Genomic DNA, 17,363 nt, shown 5'->3' with positions numbered 1-17,363 from the left:
AGGATTTACTGTGGTTGAGTGCCAAACCACTTTTCATAGATTCTGGCGTAGGTGCCATCCTCCCGAAGTTTCTTCAGGGCTGCGTTGACTGGCTCGCGCAGTTCGCTGCCTTTAGGGAAGCCGATGCCGTATTGCTGCGCCATCATCTGTGCACCCACGGCTTTGACCTGACCTTCGCCGGCGGTCTTGATGTAATAGAGCACGTTTGGCGTATCGTGCATGGCGGCGTCGACGCGCCCCGTGCGCAGTTCCAGATAGGCATTGTCGATGTTCGGGAACTGACGCAGATCTTTGGCCTTGAGATTGGCCTTGGCATAGTCGGCTGCCGACGTTCCGCTCTTCACCGCCAGGCTTTTGCCGGCAATGTCTGCTTCACCCTTGATGGTCTGGTTGTCACTTTTGACCATCAGCAGAAAGCCGCTGTCGTAGTAACCGTCGGAGAAATCGATAGCCTGTTTGCGCTCTTCCTTGATTGTGATCCCGGCAAGCGCCGCGTCCACGTTATGGGTTTGCAACGCGGGAATGATGCCGTTGAAATCCATTGGCTTGAGCTGATAGGTCACACCCAGCTCTTTGGCAATTGCCGCCCAAAGATCGATATCGAAGCCCACATACTCATTGCCCTGCTTGAACTCGAAAGGCACGAACGCCGTGTCGGTTGCGATCAGCAACTCTTTTCCGGCGGCCATCGAGGTGCCTGAAATGGCAAGAGCGAAAGCTGCAAGCGATACCTTAAGAAATTTTTTCATCGTCTTTCCTCTTCAAGGGGGAGGCTCGGTTGCCGTTGTCGGCCCGAGGGAAAGCGGCAGTAGCAAGGTATGGGGCAGGCCCCTGATTGTTATTGGCGGCATTCCATGCCAAGGGCGCGCGTCTACCAGCGCAGTACGAGCGGCGCTTCCTGCGGTGAAATGCAAATATCCGTTGCTTCTGATTTATATGCAAGTAATATTTGCACACCCCTTGGAGGTGATCATGAGCCACGTCTTGCATCGAAGCTTCAGCCATACCTACCCCACAGCCGTAGCAGGTGATGGGCCTTATCTGATTGATAGCGCCGGGAAGCGCTACCTGGATGCCAGTGGAGGCGCAGCAGTTTCTTGCCTTGGCCACAGCGACCCTGAGGTCATCGAGGCAGTACGCCATCAGATTGGGCAACTGGCCTACGCCCACAGCTCTTTCTTCACCACTGATGTCATGGAAGAGCTGGCAGATTTTCTTGTCGCCCGCGCCCCTGAAGGGCTGGAGTCTGTCTATTTCGTGTCCGGCGGTTCTGAGGCGGTGGAAACCGCACTCAAACTGGCGCGGCAATACTTCGTGGAAATTGGCCAGCCCAGTCGCAAGCATGTGATTGCACGTCGCCAGAGCTATCACGGAAACACGTTGGGTGCCCTGGCGGCGGGTGGTAACGAATGGCGACGTCGGCAGTTCGAGCCATTGCTGATCAACGTCAGCCACGTCAGCCCGAGTTATGCCTACCGTGATCAGTTACCGGGTGAAACCGTTGAGCAATATGCCCAGCGACTAGGCGAAGAGCTGGAATCGGAAATCTGCCGCCTGGGCCCGGCAAACGTCATGGCTTTCATCGCTGAGCCTGTCGTAGGGGCCACCTTGGGTGCCGTTCCAGCTGTCGCGGGCTACTTCAAACGCGTCCGTGAAATCTGCGATCGCCATGGCGTGCTGCTTATTCTCGACGAAGTCATGTGTGGCATGGGCCGCACGGGTTCACTGTTCGCGGCTGAACAGGAGGGCATCACTGCCGACCTGATCACCATCGCCAAAGGGTTGGGCGCCGGCTACCAGCCGATTGGCGCAACCATGGTCAGTGCGAAGATCCGTGACGCTATCGCCAACGGTTCAGGCTTCTTTCAGCACGGCCATACCTATATAGGCCACGCGACCGCCTGTGCTGCTGCCTTGGCGGTGCAGAAAACCATCGAGAAACGCGGGCTTTTGAGCCAGGTCGTCACGGTGGGTGACGCCCTGCACGCGCGTTTGCTTGAGCGGTTCAGCGGGCACCCTCATGTGGGTGACGTTCGAGGGCGCGGGCTATTTCGTGGCATCGAACTGGTCAATGATCGGGCAACGAAAACGCCTTTTGATCCTTCGATCAAACTGCATGCACGGGTGAAGAAAGCGGCCATGGCACAGGGTCTGATGTGCTACCCCATGGGCGGAACTGTGGATGGGCAACGAGGGGATCACATTCTGCTGGCACCGCCCTTCATCATCGACTCAAGCCATATCGACGAAATCATTGATAAGCTCGCGCTGGCAATAGACAGCTCAATCGCAGGAGTTTGAGAAAGCGCTCATGAACATTCAATCCCGCTTGACCTCACTCCCTGAAGAGCAGATGAGCCAAGAACAGCGCAAGGTGCTAAGTGACATCCTCCAAGGGCCACGGGGAAATCTGGACGGCCCATTCCTTGCGTGGATCCACAGCCCTGCATTGGCTGATCACGCACAACGCCTTGGGGCGTTCTGCAGGTACCACACTCGGCTGGATTTGCGTTTGAGCGAGTTGGCGATACTGCTCACCGCAGCCTGGTGGCAGTCCCAGGCAGAGTGGCAAATTCATGAGCCCATTGCTCGAAGCAGCGGGCTGAGTGACGAAGTCATCGACGCGCTGCGCGCACAGCGTACACCCACCTTCATCCAGGAAGATGAGGCCATCGTCTACCACTTGGGTGAAGAGCTCTACCGTACGCGTCGGGTCAGTGACGACCGCTATCAGGAAGCGGTGAAGGCTTTCGGCGAGCCCGCTGTAGTCGAGCTGGTTGCGATTTTCGGCTACTACGCCTTGGTGGCCATGACGCTCAACGTCTTCGCTGTCCGGCGCCCTACAACCGCACCTTTGCCATTCCCTGAACCTTGAAAACAGCCGCCATGGAAGGCTTGCGTCAGATCCGTTGATGAAGCGTGGCTGACATGCTCACTGAGCATTCCGCGCTTCGTGGGGCGGCGGCTCAATGCGCTCGATATTTCCCAGGACCAGCGCTCGCCCGGCAAATAGACCGCCGGATGTTTCCAGGGCAAAACGTTCGGCATCGCGGGTGCGTACCTCGTCGGTCACCGCGTCGGCTTCGTGCGCTGAGGCACCCAGGCTCAGCACGGCCTGGTGGCCAAGCAGCAAGGCGGATTCAAAGGTTTCCCGCACGATGTAGTCGGCGTCGTGCTTGACCAGCTCCAACGCGTGCTCGCGGTCAAAGGCGCGCACCAGCACCTTCACCTGCGGGCAATAGTGCCGCGTGCTTTCGACGATGCGTGTCGCGGCCTTCTTGTCATTCACGCACACAATGATGGTGCGGGCGTGATGGGCCCCGGCAGCATGCAACAGGTCGTGCCGGGCACCATCACCGTAATAGACCTTGAAACCGTAAGGCTCGACGGCGCGGATCACCTCCGGGTCCATGTCGATGATTGAAAGCTTGGCGCCATGAGCGAGTGGTGCCTGGCAAGCGATCTGGCCGACACGGCCAAACCCTATGATCAGGACATGACCTTGAAGATTCTGTGCCGGCTCCACACCGTCCATGGAAACCGCCCGGGGCCGCGCGAAGCGCTTGTACAACAGAAGGTTGACCGGCGTAAGGGCCATGGACAACACCACGATAGCCGTCATGTTGGCGTTGATTTCGGCACTGACGACCCTGAGTTTCAGCGCTTCGGCAAACAGCACGAACGCAAATTCACCCCCCTGGGCCATCAGCACGGCACGGTCCAGCGCATCACCATGCTGGCTTTTCGCAAGGCGCGCGACCCCGTAGATACACAGCGCCTTGACCACCATCAGCGCCAGCACGCCAGAGCTGATGAGCAGCCAGTTGCTGGCCACCACCTGCAGATCCAGCGCCATGCCGACGCCGAGGAAAAACAGCCCCAGCAACAGCCCGCGAAACGGTTCTATGTCAGCCTCAAGCTGGTGGCGGAAGGTGGACTCCGACAGCAGCACACCGGCAACGAACGCGCCCATGGCCATTGACAGGCCGCCGATTTCCATCAGCAGCGCCGCTCCCAGCACCACCAGCAGCGCGGCAGCAGTCATCACCTCGCGCGCCCTGGCTTGGGCCAATACCCGAAACAGCGGGTTGAGCAACCACAACCCGATGACCACCAGTGCGCTCAGGGACAGCGCTGCGGTCGCCATGCGCTGCCACAGGGGGGAGCTGGGTTCGGGCACCGATGCAGTAGGTGCCAGAAATGCCACCACCGCCAGCAACGGCACTATCAACAGGTCTTCAAACAGCAGAATGGAGACGATGCGTTGGCCCCTCGGCTCGGTCAAGTCACCCCGCTCCGAGAGCACTTGCATGACGATCGCCGTGGACGTGAGTACAAAACCGGCCGCGCAGACGAATGACACCTGCCAAGGGAAACCAAAGGCCTTGCCGACGACGGTGAGCAGAACGGCACAGATCAACACCTGCAGGCTGCCCAGTCCAAAGATCTGCGCGCGCAGCTCCCACAGATGCGAGGGTTTGAGCTCCAGGCCAATCACGAAGAGAAACATCACCACGCCCAATTCGCCCACATCAATGATGGTGTGAGGGTCATTGACCAGCTGCAGCCCGAAGGGTCCGATCATCATCCCCGCCAGCAGGTAACCGAGCACCGAGCCGAAGCCGATGCGCTTGAGCAGTGGCACGGCCACCACGGCAGCGCTGAGCAACGTGATGACGCCCAACAACAGTCCTGCGTTGCCTTCAGCGGCCATGCCCTCGACCCTCAGCCCCTGTCAGGACCGGTTATGGAGAAAGTAGCGTTCGAGGTTTTCACGCCTCGATCTGAACGCATATGGCATTACACATCCGCGTTCTTTTTCCCGTTGAGTCTTTGCCTTGGCACCATTCACACAGAGCCTAGGCAACTCGATCATCGCGCTCACGCAACAGCCAGTAGGTCAGCCCCAGGGCCAGGGTAGCGCCAGCGAGCGCCGCGACTTTGGCCGGGCTGACATCGGGATCAAGGATCACGATCTTGCGTGACAGCGCGATCAACCCGATCAAGAGGACCGTCTTGACCTGAATGATGCTGCCACGGCGCAACACAACGCGCACGATGGAATGCTTGAATTCCATCGCGATCAGCAGCGTCATGACCATACCGAACACATTCTGGAAGATCCGGTGGTCCAGCGGATTGAACGCATCGATGATCAGCAGGCTGAAGACTATCTGGATCAGCTGCACCAGCGACACCACGATAACCACCGCGATCACCAGCGAAAGAATGTGGGCGACGATCTGCTCGAAACGCTCGTAGAACGTCAACACCGCCCACTCGCGACGCAGTCGCATGCGCGTGGTCTCGGGCTCATTGCTGTCCTTCATGCCTCACCTCTTCAGCAGCAAGATCATTGCAACGAGAAACCGCAGCCTTCGGCCTGCGCTTCACGCACTTTCACTGTCGAGCTCTTTGGCCGGCACGGCTTGCCGGTGCTCGAACCCGACCCGCTCCGCCTTGTCGTCCCAGCGCGCATGGGCGTGATCACCCTTGCCAATGCCGCCGCCGAGCATCTCACGTGCCAGTGCCGTCTCCAGCTCGCTGCGGATCATTCGCTTGAGCTCGCGGGCACCGAATTCGGGCTTGTAGCCGACTTCAGCCAAGTGATCGACCAGTGTCTCGTCGAACGTCAGCGTCACGCCCTGGCTGGCGGCATTGCGGGCCACGCGGTCGAGTTGCAGGCCAACGATGTGGCGGATCTCCTGCTTGCCCAGCGCATGGAAGACGATGATCTCATCGATGCGGTTGAGGAACTCGGGGCGAAAGTGCCCGCGCAGCACATCCATCACCTCGACCTTGGTTTTCTCGTACTCCTCACCCGCTGCTCCGGGCGCCTTCAGCCGCCGCTGAATGATGTCGGAGCCCAGGTTGGACGTGGCAATGATAATGGTGTTGGTGAAGTCCACCACGCGCCCCTTGCCATCGGTCAGTCGCCCGTCGTCGAACACCTGCAGCAGGATGTTGTAGACGTCGGGATGGGCCTTCTCGATCTCGTCGAGCAGCAGCACGCTATAGGGCTTGCGACGGACCTTTTCGGTAAGCTGGCCGCCTTCGTCATAACCGACGTAGCCCGGAGGCGCGCCCACCAGCCGAGCCACGGAATGGCGCTCGCCATACTCCGACATGTCGATACGCAACAGGGCGCTCTCGTCGCCGTAGATGGTTTCGGCCAGCGCCTTGGCCAACTCGGTCTTGCCGACGCCGGTGGAGCCCAGGAACAGGAACGTGGCCACCGGCTTGCTGCCTTCGCGCAGCCCAGCGCGCGACAGCCGAACCGCGTCCGCCACCGCGCGCACCGCCTCGTCCTGCCCCACCAGGCGCTCATGCAGCCGCTGCTCCAGGTGCAACAGTTTCTCGCGCTCCTCCACCGTCAGTTCATTGACCGGAATGCCGGTCAGCCGCGAGACGATCTGCGCCACATGTTCGGCCTTGACCTCGGTGCTGCCCGAGCCGCGCTCGCGCTCCCACTCCTCGACCCGCTGCTTGAGTTCGGCCTCCGTGGCTTCGACGCGCTTGCTGATCTGCGCCGCATTGTCATAGTGCTTGCGCGAAGCCGCATAGTCCTGCTCACGGCGCAACTGGTGCAGTTCCGACTCCATTTCCTGCACCGCAACCGGGCGTGCCGTGGCCGATAGCTTGACGCGGGCGGCAGCCTGATCGAGCAGATCGATGGCCTTGTCCGGCAAGAAGCGCGCGCTGACGTAGCGGTCGGACAGTTCGGCGGCAGCGATGATCGCGTCCTCGGTGATGCTGACCTTGTGGTGCGCTTCGAAGGTGTCGCGCAGGCCGCGCAGGATCATGATGGTCTGCGCCACCGTTGGCTCGGGCACCATGACCGGCTGGAAACGCCGCTCCAGCGCAGCGTCCTGCTCGATGTACTTCTGGTACTCGTTGAGCGTCGTCGCGCCGATCAGGTTCAGCTCACCGCGCGCCATCATCGGCTTGAAGACGTTGGCCACGTCCAAACCGCCTTCTCCACCGCCCTGCCCTGCACCGACAATGGTGTGCACTTCGTCGATGAAGAGAATCAGCTCACCCTGGTGCTCGGCAATCTCCTTCAGCACCTTCTGCACGCGCTCCTCGAACTCGCCCCGGTACTTCGCGCCGGCCACCAAGGAATTGATGTTCAGTTCGACCAGGCGTTTGTCACGCAGCGTCTCGGGCACTTCGCCGGCCACCATGCGCTGAGCCAGGCCCTCGACGATGGCCGTCTTGCCCACGCCAGGCTCGCCGATCAATACAGGGTTGTTCTTCTTGCGCCGCGCCAGTACCTCGATGGTGGTTTCGATTTCCTGTGCCCGCCCGATGACCGGGTCCAGCTTGCCATCACGCGCCATCCTGGTGAGATCGCGCGAGTACTTGTCGAGCTCCGGCGTATCGGTCGGCGCCTCGGCGCGGCCATCCTCGGCACCTTTGCCAACCACCTTGCTTACCCGCTGACGCAGGGCCTGCGGCGTAAGGCCATAGCGGCGCAGCAAGTTGGCGGCCAACCCTTCACCCTCTTCGGCCAGCCCGATCAGGAAGTGCTCGGGGCCTACGTAAGCGTGCCCCAACTCATTGGAGGCGACGAAGGCGCGACTCAGCGCATCCTTCACCCGTGGTGACACACCGACCTCGCCTTCAAACGGTTTGTCGCCGCGCTTGGCTTCGGCCTCGATCTGGCGTTTGAGGTCGTCGACCTTGAGCTTGAACTGGCTCAGGATGGTCTTGACCACGTCGCTGTCGGCCAGGGCCAGCAGCAGGTGTTCGGTATCGACTTCGGACCGACCAAACTCCGTGGCACGCTTGGCAGCTTCCTGCAACAGGGCCTCGGAGTGTTCACTGATGCGGCTGGCCAGCCCGCTGCCGCGACGCCGCGGCGCGCCAGCCCCTGCGCGGGCAGGTTCGCCAGACGACGCTTCGGCCACATCATCGGCATCTGCGGCAACGGTTACCGAGTCTTCTCCGTTGCCGAAGAAATCGCTGCCCATGAATTCTTCGAACAAACCGCTGCGCGAGCCGAAAAGGGCCTCCAGTGGGGAAAGGGTGCGTTTTTGCTGGCGCACCAATTGGCGGTAGTGATCATCACACAACAGCATGGTGCTGTGGCGGCCATTGACCTTGGCTTCCACCCGTGTCGTGGCGGGTTGGCCACAGACCTGACACTGTTTGCTGGCCATGCGGGCGCTCCTTGAATCATAGGGACGACGAGGTGGAGCCTGCCGCAGCGCCTCGTCTGCTGGTGGGCCTTCATGACGACTGCAACGGAATCTCCGAGTCAGCTTCAATTCGGAATCAAACGGCTGTGCTTCGATGCACGCGCTTTGCGCTCGTCGAGGATGATCGTCAGCAGCCCATTGTCGAATGGGCGCTTGATCAAAACCTGATCGGCATCGTCAGGCAGGTTCAAGGGTCGCGGGCAGCAGCCGTATAGCGTTCGGCACGAGGTAGTGCGCACTTCTGCTGCTCTTGTAGCAGTCGTGCGTGATCGGGATGTTCTTTCCTTGAGACCGGGCAATTCGAAGGAAAGCCAGCACTGCATCCGTGAAGTCCAGCGCCAGCATTGAGCATGCCTGGGAGTCAAGCGCTGGAGGGCGAGCGCCGCAAACAGACGCGGCCAAGCCCAGGGGAACTTTTGCAATACTGGCTAAAGTCTGCGCCTGGTAGCCCGGAAGTCAAGCAGTATCTGCGGTTTGTTCCGTGAAAGTCAGCGGGCGGTGGTCAGGCCGTTGCAAGCCGAATTCAGCCGCATGCGCTCCATCTGATACGTTCTTTTTTCGATCACCTGAGTCTTTTTCGTGGCAGGCCCACTGCTTTATAAGATCTCGCGATCGGGGTGCGATCGGACTGCGCCCGGGCACTCACTGCTCGAGACGCTCAGGCAACCGGAAGGCCTCGCCTGTACTCAGCAATCCCCCATGAACACCTCCTGCACGAGCTCTCACAGCATGGCGCTTCCCGAGTCTCAACGCGACATACTCGGTATGATCGCGACCAATCATCAACTGCACGACATCCTCACCGCCATCTGCTTGATGATCGACGCCCAGGATCCCGGCACGCTGTGTTCGGTACTGCTGACCGATGCGCAAGGCAAGCATTTGCTGAAGGGTGCCGCGCCTGGCCTGCCACCGGCCTACAGCGAGGCGATCCATGGCATGCCCATCGGTCCTCGGGAAGGCACGTGTGGCACGGCGGCATTCCGGCGCGAGCTGGTGGTCACCGCAGATATAGCCCGCGATCCGAGCTGGGAGCGTTTTCGCAGTCTGGCGCTAGGTTACAATCTGCGCTCCTGCTGGTCGTTGCCATTACTCTCGCATCAGGGCTGCGTTCTTGGGACATTTGCGCTTTACCAGGATCAGGCGGTTGCGCCAAGCGAGGCGCAGATCGAGCGCTTGACCTGCGCGGCGCGGCTGGCTGCCATAGCGATCCGGCATGAGCGTGACGGCCAGCGCCTGGAGGAAAGCGAACAACGCTTTCGCTCATTGTTCACCTATTACGAGCGCCAATTGAGCATCAATGCCAACCATGACAGGCTGACCGGCTTGCTTAACCGCCTGTCCCTGGAGGGCCGTCTTGGGCTGGAGTGTCGCAGCAGCCGTCAACGTAAGTGCCACCTGGCGGTCATGTACATCGACCTGGATGGATTCAAATCCATCAACGACTCCATCGGGCACTACTTCGGCGATCAAGTGCTGATCGAGGTGGCGCAGCGCATGACCCAGCAGGTTCGTCCGACTGATACCGTCGTGCGTATGGGCGGCGATGAGTTTGTCGTTTTGCTGACGGACCTGCTGTGTGACGAAGACGTTGTCCCGGTGGCCGAGCGACTGCTGGCCAGCATTGGCAAACCCTATTGCATCCATGGCATCGACCTGCACGTCAGCGCAAGTATCGGTATCACGCTAAGCGACGGTCACATCGGGCAGCCGATGCAGCTGATCCAGCAGGCTGACATGGCCATGTATAAAGCCAAGCAACAAGGTCGCAACAACTTTGAGTGGTACACCAGCGATCTGAACCAGCGGGTCTGCGAGCACAGAAGCCTGCGCAACGACCTGCAGAAGGCGCTCGAGACCCGGTCGTTCAGCCTGCATTACCAACCGCAGATCGAGGCGCGCACTGGGCGTGTGGTCGGGATCGAAGCGTTGTTGCGCTGGGAGCATCCGGTCAGGGGGTTCATCTCCCCTGCGGTATTTGTGCCGGTGGCCGAAGACAGTGGTCAGATCGTCCCTCTGAGCCTTTGGGTGCTCGAAACGGCTTGCGCGCAGTTGCGAAACCTGTGTGATCAGGGCTTCACCGACATCTCGATGGCGGTCAATATTTCGCCGATGCATTTCCAGCGCGGTCAGTTCGTTGAATGTATCCAGGCAGTGTTGAGCAAACATGGGCTTAGCGCCGGGCAGTTGGAGTTGGAGATAACCGAGTCACTCTTGCTGCATAACGTTGAACACGCAATTGCAACATTGCACCGCCTAAAAAACCTAGGTGTACGCATTGCGCTGGATGATTTCGGTACGGGATTTTCCAGTCTCAGTTATCTCAAGCGCTTGCCAATAGACAAGATCAAGATCGATCGCTCCTTCATCCAGGATATTTCGACCAACCCACACGATGCCGCCATCACTCAAGGGATAATTTCGATGGCCCACCATCTCGGCCTGTCCGTGGTCGCGGAAGGTGTGGAAACTGCACCCCAGGTGGACTTCCTGGAAAGTGGCCGATGCGATATTTTCCAAGGGTATTACTTTGCCAGGCCAATGTCGCACGAGGCGCTCAGGATTTTCCTGGCTGACGGGAGAACCTTGAATTAACACCAGGGTGCCGGCTGCGCTGACCATTCGCGCCCACAGCCATGAGCACTGACTGTGCTTCTGGCTTTGCCTCCCGTTCCTCCTTGCCCGCCAGGACTACACAACACCCACTTCCCCAATAATGGGTGCTGCATGCCCAACCCAATGCGCCGCGGGCTGTCATGCAGAGACATGACGATGGCCACTGCATCCACGACAAGCACGGCGACGGCGACCAGAAACATGAAACAGTGGTCTTCAAAGAACATTGCCGTATTACCCACTTTGTGGTGTTTTGCAGGCTGCAGCAATTCCTGTTCCAAGGCTCAGGCCGTTGGCAACACAACGCCTTGCTTTTCAAAATATCGGCTCAAGGCAGATGCATTCCCCTCAGGCTCAGCCACTGCGACATAAGTATCTGGCCGCAATAGATAAGCAGCATGCCTGGCCACGCCGGCCCGCTCACATACAGGCTCCCAAGCGAAAACATGCAGTGAAATGCCCTGCTCCCTGCACCATTGGGCCAGCTCTGGTTTGGCTTCGCCGTACACATGCACTTGCCACTCAATGGCGCTCAGTGGTTCGTAGTTATCGGCAACCGCCCCGGGCAGCCACGGTAGACGGTCACCGCCTTGAACCGCACCAGCCCTGCCTTGACTCAGCGGGCTACCACGGTAATCAAGGGTGGTTTGCGAAACCACGCGGAACAGGTATTCACGGACGCTCTCGCGCTTGTAGGCAACGCTGGCGATGACCGGCGCGATGCGCGTGCGCACGAAATCAGCGAAGCCACCCTGGGCGGTAACGAAGCTGAACAGTTTGTCGGTTGTATCCACCAACTTGCGGGCAAATGCCTGACGTTCGATCGGATAGCTGTCGAGCAGGGTATCGGGCGAGTGGCCTTTGATCACCGCAGCCAACTTCCAGGCCAGGTTGTTCGCGTCGAGTATCCCGGTGTTCATCCCCTGCCCGCCTGCCGGGCTGTGAACATGCGCAGCATCGCCGAGCAGAAACACTCTGCCACGGCGGAAATGATCCGTGACGCGGTGATGAACGCGGTAGCTGGAAAACCAGTTCACCTCGGTAATCTGGAGGTTCAAGCCGTTGATGGCATCATGGCCAACGTCCGCGAACGTCAGGTGCTCAGGGTGCTCGGCACGTTCGTCTCGCACGGTACCGATCAGGCGGTATTGATCCTTTTCGCCATAGCACAGAAGCAGCACAAAGTCGGACTTGTCAAAAGCCACGTGTGCCTCACCCGCAGGTTCGACGCCCGCTACCCTGACATCTGCAACATAGAAAAGCTGTTTATAAGTGCCGCCCTCGAAACCGCTGCCGATGGCATGCCGAACGAGGGAATGAGCACCATCGCAGCCGGCCAGGTAAGCCGCAGTGCATGCCCCTTCCCGCCCGTCAGCCTGCTTCAGGGTGGCCGTGACATGGCTTTCCCCCTCCTCAAAGGCTATCAGTTCGGTCTGCCACTCCACGTCCACGCCAAGTGCATGCAGCTGTTGCCCCAGCAAGCGCTCATGGCGATCCTGGGGATAGATCAACACAAAGGGGTAAGGAGAGATTTCAGCGCCTGCATCCTTCAACGGGATGCGCGCCCTGCGGCGGCCTCGCGCCCACATGTTCATGGCAGGGGTTTTATAGCCGGCGTCTATCACCGCCTCGGCCAGATCGAGCTGGCGATAGAGCTCCAGCGTGCGGGCTTGGACAGCCATGGCGCGGGACGCTTCGCCCGGGCCAGCACTCTTGTCGACGACCCTTACCGCAATGCCCTGCCGGGTGAGCCAAAGTGCCAGAGCCAGCCCGGTCGGGCCGGCGCCCACAATGAGAACGTCGGTTTGCGCCATGATCTCATCTCGCACATCAATGATTACACGTCATTTTAGCGGGCACAGAACCTCAAGCACGCGCTGGATCTCGGCAACCACCTGGCTCGTCGCCTGCGCGATCGTGCCTTCATTACGGCACAGCACCCAGCCGTGATCCGCCACCGCCCGCTCGAACGCTTCGGTACAGGCGACCTGCTCATCCAGCTTGTGAATCACCGTACTACCCAGCCCACGCGTGCGTGCCGCCGCCCTCGCCCACGAGGTATCGGGCGAGGTGACCACGCCAACATGCAGGTCTGGCACTTGCACATTGCGTTCACGGTTCATTCGCAGAATCTCGGCAAACGGCACTGTGCGGCGAAACGCGGCATCGGAGGGGTACCAGCGATCGATCAGGATGATGCTGTCCGCAGGTTGCCTGGGCAGTACGTTTTGGGAAATCCACGCACGGCTATCGGCCAGCCGCGCACAGACCTTCAATTCCAGGTCCTTGCAGGGGTTTCTCACGAGCTGGTTGACCAGCGCCATGGTTTCGCCCCTGAAGGGGTCGCTTTTTTTCTCGCAAAGCCGGATCACTTTGCGGTTGTCTGCCCTCAGGGCCTGGGTAATGGCCTCCAGCAGCGTGGTCTTGCCGGTGCCCTTGGGGCCATCTAGCGCAACAAATAGCGGACGTTTCATGTTCAATACTGCGTGGAAGCGGGTCTGGATACCGAGATGAACATGATGCACTGAAAGCGGGCCACGGTCTCGCTTGTCGGCTCGACGAGGTCGACCAACCCTAAAGAATTTGGCCAGCGCAGGGCGATATCAAAAGGCCTTCATGCCAAGGATTCCAGGCTGGAGCACATTTGTACTCCACCCCTCGAATCATCACAGGGTCAGATGTGTATTGCGGGCCAGGCACCCATCAGCGCACCACAGCCAGCATGCTCGCTGCATCACTGACTTCAAACTTGCCAGGCGCCTCTACCGCAATATGCTTGACCACACCGTCGTCAACCAGCATGGCATAGCGCTGCGAACGCCATCCCAGGCCACGGGCCGAGAGGTCCTGGATCAGCCCCAGCGCCTCGCTGAATTCGCCATTGCCGTCGCCGATCATCTTCACCGCGTCGCCCACCTGCAGGCTGTTGCCCCAGGCGTTCATGACGAAGGCATCGTTCACCGAAACACAGAGAATCTCGTCAACGCCGGCCGCGAACAGCTCTGCTGCCGCTGCGACATAACCCGGGACGTGACGCTCGGAACAGGTGGGCGTGAACGCGCCGGGCAAACCGAAGATCACCACTTTCTTCTGCTTGCAGCGCTCACCCACCGAGAACGCGTTCGGGCCGATCGGGCAGGCGCCCTCGCCGTTACTGTATTCGTAAAGGGTAATGTCGGGCAGTTGCTCGCCGGGCTTGATCATCGCAGTCTCCTGGGTAAGTGGATGGCCGAGCTTGCCATGATGCAGCAATCCATCAGGCCATGCTCGCCCCCGTGGCCCTTGCATTTTATCAGCCGCGCAGCTGATACCAGGTCGTCTTCAACTGCGAGTACTTGTCGAACGAATGCAGCGACAGGTCGCGACCGAACCCGGACTGTTTGCCACCGCCAAACGGCACGGTCACATCCAGCGCATCGACCGTGTTCACCGACACCGTACCCGCCTTGAGCGCACGGGCAACCCGGTGCGCCCGGTTCAGGTCATCGCTCCACACCGACGCCGCCAGGCCGTAGACGCTGTCATTGGCCAGGCTGATTGCCTGCTCTTCGGTATCGAACGCACTGACCGCCAACACGGGGCCGAAGACCTCGTCCCGGGCCAGGCTCATGCGCTTGTCGACGCCGGCGAAGATGGTCGGCTCGATGTAGTTGTCCGAGGCCCCGATGGTCAGGCGTTGCCCGCCACAGACCAGCCGCGCACCTTCATCAACGGCCTGGCCGATGGCTCGGATAATGCGCGTGGCCTGCTCGGCATCGACGATGGCACCGGCACGGCTGGCCGGGTCCAGCGGGTTGCCTGGCTGCCACTGGCGGGCCTTGGCCTGCAGGCGTTCGATGAATTCGTCATGGATCGAACGCTGCACATACAGCCGCGAGTTGGCCGAGCACACTTCGCCCTGGTTGAAGAAAATGCCAAAGGCAGCCTTTTCGGCCGCCAGGTCCAGGTCCTGGCAGTCGGCAAATACCAGGTTCGGGCTTTTGCCACCGCATTCCAGCCACACTTGCTTGAGGTTGGACTGTGCCGAGTACTGCATGAAGTACTTGCCGACCTGGGTGGAGCCGGTGAACACCAGGCAATCGACGTCAGGGTGCAGGCCCAGCGCACGGCCTGCCGTTTCGCCAAGGCCCGGGACCACGTTGAGCACACCTTCCGGCACGCCAGCTTCCAGCGCCAGCTCGGCCAGGCGCAAGGCCGAGAACGGCGATTGCTCGGCGGGCTTGAGGACCACGCTGTTGCCCGCCGCCAATGCCGGGGCGAGCTTCCAGGCCGCCATGTCGAGCGGGAAGTTCCACGGCACCACCGCAGCAACCACGCCCAGCGCTTCGCGGGTGATGGTGGCCAAGGCATTGGCGGCGGTCGGAGCGACCTGGTCATAGAGCTTGTCGAGCGCCTCGCCGTACCAGGCGAAGACGTGGGCCGAACCTGGCACGTCGATGTTATAGGCATCCATGACCGGCTTGCCCATGTTCAGCGAGTCCAGCAGCGCCAGTTCTTCGCGGTGGGCCATGATCAGCTCGGCCAGGCGCAGCAACACCTTCTTGCGCTCAACGGGTGCCATGCGCGGCCACGGCCCTTGCTCGAACGCCTTGCGCGCCGTGCTGACGGCCAGGTCGACATCGGCCTGGTCACAGGCAGCGACACGGGCGAGCACCTGATGGGTTGCCGGGTTGATGGCGTCGAACGTTGCCCCGCTGGCGGCACCCAGCTGGCGGCCGCCGATCAAAGCCTTGTCGCGCAAGTTCAGGCCTGCCGCGCGCTGTTGCCAGTATCCGAGATCGTACATACACACTCCTGACGACCGTCCCTGCGGTCCGATTGTTATGGGTCTGGGCAACATTCTTGGCCCAGCCGCAGGCCCGGCGAAACCAGCTTTTTGCTGCCCCTTGCAGAGGAAAATACTCGCCAGCAGCGGGCGCCAGGGTTTACGCGACGGGCGCAGAATGCTCCCCCCAAAGGGTGATTTCGAGGCCTCCCCGAGTGTGGGAGCATTCGAGCCGCCCCACCCCATGCCACGCCTCTATTCAAACGCCCTTACCAGTAGCGAGCCCGCTCGCCTACTGCAGCTTCCTGCATCCCATTTCAGGAGTTAGCAATGCATACAACAACAAATACAGCCCAGCCCCACCCCCACCAGCCTGCGTCACCCAGCAACACTTCAGGTCGTTTCAGAAAGTCCATGGGCATGACCGCGCTGGTGCTGTTCGGCCTCGCCTACATGGTTCCGCTTGCCGTCTTCACCACCTACGGGCTGGTCACCCAGATGACCAAGGGCCACTTGCCCATCGCCTACCTCCTCACCCTGGCCGCCATGCTGCTGACCGCCTACAGCTACGGCCGAATGGTCCAGGCCCATCCCTACTCCGGTTCCGTCTACACCTACACGCGCAAGGCCTTCGGCAGCCACTTCGGCTTCATCGCCGGCTGGACCTTGCTGCTCGACTACATCTTCCTGCCGCTGCTCAGTTACCTGCTGATCGGCATCTACATGTCCGAGTACTTCCCGGCCATCCATGCCTGGGTGTGGGTGGCCGGGTCGATTGCCCTGGTGACCTTCCTCAACCTGATCGGCATCGAGTCGATCACCCGGGTCAACTGGATCCTGGTGGTGGCACAGCTGGTGTTCATCGTGGTGTTCGTTGCGCTGTCGGTACGCCACATGAGCGGCCAGGCCGCGCCGGTATCGCTGCTGGCGCCGTTCCACCACGAAGGCTTCAGCGTGCCGCTGATCATGACCGGGGCGGCGGTACTGTGCCTGTCGTTCCTCGGTTTTGATGCGGTGTCGACCATGGCCGAAGAAACCAGCAACCCGACCCGGCGTATTCCCCAGGCGATCATGGCGGTGTCGCTGATCGGTGGCTTGCTGTTCCTGGTGGTGTCGTACTTCGCACAGATGGTGTTCCCCGACTGGGCCAGCTTCGCCGACCCGGATTCGGCTTCGGTGGACGTGATGCGCCGGGTGGGGGGCGAATACCTGGTGACCGCCTTTACCGCGACCTATGTGGCCGGCTGCTTCGCCTCGGCGATGGTGTCCCAGGCCAGCGTGTCGCGGGTGCTGTTCGCCATGGGCCGCGATGGCGCGCTGCCGAGGGTGTTTGGCCAGCTGGTGACGAAAAAACGCGTGCCGGCGACGGCGATTGTGCTGGTCAGCCTGCTGTCGTTGGTGGCGCTGTTCATCACCCTGGATACCGTGGCCAACATGATCAGCTTCGGCGCCCTGTTTGCCTTCTCGGCGGTGAACCTGGCGGTGGTCAAGCATTACCTGGTGGACCAGCAGTTGCGAGGGATGCGCAACGGCCTGCTGTACGGTGCGATTCCGGCGCTTGGCTTCCTCAGCACGATCTGGCTGTGGACCAGCCTGTCGAGCATGTCCTTCACCATAGGCCTGAGCTGGATGGGCGTTGGCCTGCTTTGCCTGTTCGGGCTGACCAAGGCCTTTCGGGTGAAGTTGCCGGAGTTGCAGATGGCCGAGTGATGGGGTGCCTATGAGATCGAGCGCCGCCACGCGGCGCTCGATCTCATAGGCGCCAGAAACCCAAAGGCGCC

Annotated in this window: 13 protein-coding genes; 4 read left to right on the top strand and 9 right to left on the bottom strand. The window is 60.7% G+C overall.

Annotated features, from left to right (window positions below; genetic code table 11):
- Positions 1-5: 5 nt before the first annotated feature.
- Entirely contained in the window at positions 6-749 is a 744-nt protein-coding gene (gene glnH, locus ABE528_RS10500) for a glutamine ABC transporter substrate-binding protein GlnH (RefSeq protein ID WP_152957396.1), read from the bottom strand.
- A gap of 223 nt (positions 750-972) precedes the next feature.
- On the opposite strand from glnH, the gene ABE528_RS10495 reads away from it, so the two are divergent.
- Both ABE528_RS10495 and ABE528_RS10490 read left to right on the top strand, forming a co-directional pair.
- A complete protein-coding gene (locus tag ABE528_RS10495) occupies positions 973-2,301 on the top strand; it encodes an aspartate aminotransferase family protein (RefSeq protein ID WP_152957395.1) in 1,329 nt (442 codons plus the stop codon).
- A gap of 10 nt (positions 2,302-2,311) precedes the next feature.
- Positions 2,312-2,875, top strand: a complete 564-nt coding sequence (locus ABE528_RS10490; RefSeq protein ID WP_346652881.1) for a carboxymuconolactone decarboxylase family protein — start codon at positions 2,312-2,314, stop codon at positions 2,873-2,875.
- Positions 2,876-2,932: 57 nt separating this feature from the next.
- Here ABE528_RS10490 and ABE528_RS10485 read toward each other — a convergent pair whose 3' ends face one another.
- The 4 genes from ABE528_RS10485 to ABE528_RS10470 form a co-directional block, all read right to left on the bottom strand.
- Entirely contained in the window at positions 2,933-4,714 is a 1,782-nt protein-coding gene (locus ABE528_RS10485; RefSeq protein ID WP_152957393.1) for a monovalent cation:proton antiporter-2 (CPA2) family protein, read from the bottom strand.
- Positions 4,715-4,859: 145 nt separating this feature from the next.
- A complete protein-coding gene (locus tag ABE528_RS10480) occupies positions 4,860-5,330 on the bottom strand; it encodes a phosphate-starvation-inducible PsiE family protein (protein WP_152957392.1) in 471 nt (156 codons plus the stop codon).
- A gap of 60 nt (positions 5,331-5,390) precedes the next feature.
- On the bottom strand, positions 5,391-8,162 hold the full coding sequence (clpK, locus tag ABE528_RS10475) for a heat shock survival AAA family ATPase ClpK (protein WP_346652880.1): 2,772 nt from the start codon (positions 8,160-8,162) through the stop codon (positions 5,391-5,393).
- Between the two features lie 216 nt (positions 8,163-8,378).
- Positions 8,379-8,546, bottom strand: coding sequence for a hypothetical protein (locus ABE528_RS10470; RefSeq protein ID WP_346652879.1), 168 nt, complete (start codon positions 8,544-8,546; stop codon positions 8,379-8,381).
- 354 nt (positions 8,547-8,900) lie between these two features.
- Here ABE528_RS10470 and ABE528_RS10465 point away from each other — a divergent pair, with 354 nt between their 5' ends.
- On the top strand, positions 8,901-10,796 hold the full coding sequence (locus tag ABE528_RS10465) for a GGDEF domain-containing protein (RefSeq protein ID WP_346652878.1): 1,896 nt from the start codon (positions 8,901-8,903) through the stop codon (positions 10,794-10,796).
- A 305-nt stretch (positions 10,797-11,101) separates the two neighbouring features.
- On the opposite strand, the gene ABE528_RS10460 is transcribed toward ABE528_RS10465, so the two are convergent.
- The 4 genes from ABE528_RS10460 to ABE528_RS10445 all read right to left on the bottom strand — a co-directional run bounded on the left by ABE528_RS10460 (position 11,102) and on the right by ABE528_RS10445 (position 15,603).
- The gene (locus tag ABE528_RS10460) at positions 11,102-12,631 is read right to left on the bottom strand and encodes an FAD-dependent oxidoreductase (RefSeq protein ID WP_346652877.1); all 1,530 of its coding nucleotides are present in this window, start codon (positions 12,629-12,631) and stop codon (positions 11,102-11,104) included.
- Between the two features lie 30 nt (positions 12,632-12,661).
- Positions 12,662-13,291: a dTMP kinase gene (locus tag ABE528_RS10455; protein WP_152957388.1), complete on the bottom strand. Its 630-nt coding sequence runs from the start codon at positions 13,289-13,291 to the stop codon at positions 12,662-12,664.
- 229 nt (positions 13,292-13,520) lie between these two features.
- Positions 13,521-14,021, bottom strand: coding sequence for a peroxiredoxin (locus ABE528_RS10450; protein ID WP_152957387.1), 501 nt, complete (start codon positions 14,019-14,021; stop codon positions 13,521-13,523).
- Positions 14,022-14,109: 88 nt separating this feature from the next.
- Positions 14,110-15,603 carry an aldehyde dehydrogenase gene (locus tag ABE528_RS10445; RefSeq protein ID WP_346652876.1) on the bottom strand — a complete coding sequence of 498 codons (1,494 nt, stop codon included), beginning with the start codon at positions 15,601-15,603 and terminating at the stop codon, positions 14,110-14,112.
- A gap of 309 nt (positions 15,604-15,912) precedes the next feature.
- On the opposite strand from ABE528_RS10445, the gene ABE528_RS10440 reads away from it, so the two are divergent.
- The gene (locus ABE528_RS10440) at positions 15,913-17,292 is read left to right on the top strand and encodes an APC family permease (RefSeq protein WP_152957385.1); all 1,380 of its coding nucleotides are present in this window, start codon (positions 15,913-15,915) and stop codon (positions 17,290-17,292) included.
- Positions 17,293-17,363: the final 71 nt, after the last annotated feature.

The sequence above is a fragment of the Pseudomonas sp. TWI628 genome, assembly GCF_039673865.1.
Classification (GTDB): domain Bacteria; phylum Pseudomonadota; class Gammaproteobacteria; order Pseudomonadales; family Pseudomonadaceae; genus Aquipseudomonas.
Note: the sequence above shows the minus strand (reverse complement) of the source record. Positions and strands in the feature narration are given on the sequence as shown.

What these genes read in the sequence shown, in the direction of transcription:
- glnH (WP_152957396.1), bottom strand. Translation starts at nt 749, where the DNA reads ATGAAAAAATTTCTTAAGGTATCGCTTGCAGCTTTCGCTCTTGCCATT.
- ABE528_RS10495 (WP_152957395.1), top strand. Translation starts at nt 973, where the DNA reads ATGAGCCACGTCTTGCATCGAAGCTTCAGCCATACCTACCCCACAGCC.
- ABE528_RS10490 (WP_346652881.1), top strand. Translation starts at nt 2,312, where the DNA reads ATGAACATTCAATCCCGCTTGACCTCACTCCCTGAAGAGCAGATGAGC.
- ABE528_RS10485 (WP_152957393.1), bottom strand. Translation starts at nt 4,714, where the DNA reads ATGGCCGCTGAAGGCAACGCAGGACTGTTGTTGGGCGTCATCACGTTG.
- ABE528_RS10480 (WP_152957392.1), bottom strand. Translation starts at nt 5,330, where the DNA reads ATGAAGGACAGCAATGAGCCCGAGACCACGCGCATGCGACTGCGTCGC.
- clpK (WP_346652880.1), bottom strand. Translation starts at nt 8,162, where the DNA reads ATGGCCAGCAAACAGTGTCAGGTCTGTGGCCAACCCGCCACGACACGG.
- ABE528_RS10470 (WP_346652879.1), bottom strand. Translation starts at nt 8,546, where the DNA reads ATGCTGGCGCTGGACTTCACGGATGCAGTGCTGGCTTTCCTTCGAATT.
- ABE528_RS10465 (WP_346652878.1), top strand. Translation starts at nt 8,901, where the DNA reads ATGAACACCTCCTGCACGAGCTCTCACAGCATGGCGCTTCCCGAGTCT.
- ABE528_RS10460 (WP_346652877.1), bottom strand. Translation starts at nt 12,631, where the DNA reads ATGGCGCAAACCGACGTTCTCATTGTGGGCGCCGGCCCGACCGGGCTG.
- ABE528_RS10455 (WP_152957388.1), bottom strand. Translation starts at nt 13,291, where the DNA reads ATGAAACGTCCGCTATTTGTTGCGCTAGATGGCCCCAAGGGCACCGGC.
- ABE528_RS10450 (WP_152957387.1), bottom strand. Translation starts at nt 14,021, where the DNA reads ATGATCAAGCCCGGCGAGCAACTGCCCGACATTACCCTTTACGAATAC.
- ABE528_RS10445 (WP_346652876.1), bottom strand. Translation starts at nt 15,603, where the DNA reads ATGTACGATCTCGGATACTGGCAACAGCGCGCGGCAGGCCTGAACTTG.
- ABE528_RS10440 (WP_152957385.1), top strand. Translation starts at nt 15,913, where the DNA reads ATGCATACAACAACAAATACAGCCCAGCCCCACCCCCACCAGCCTGCG.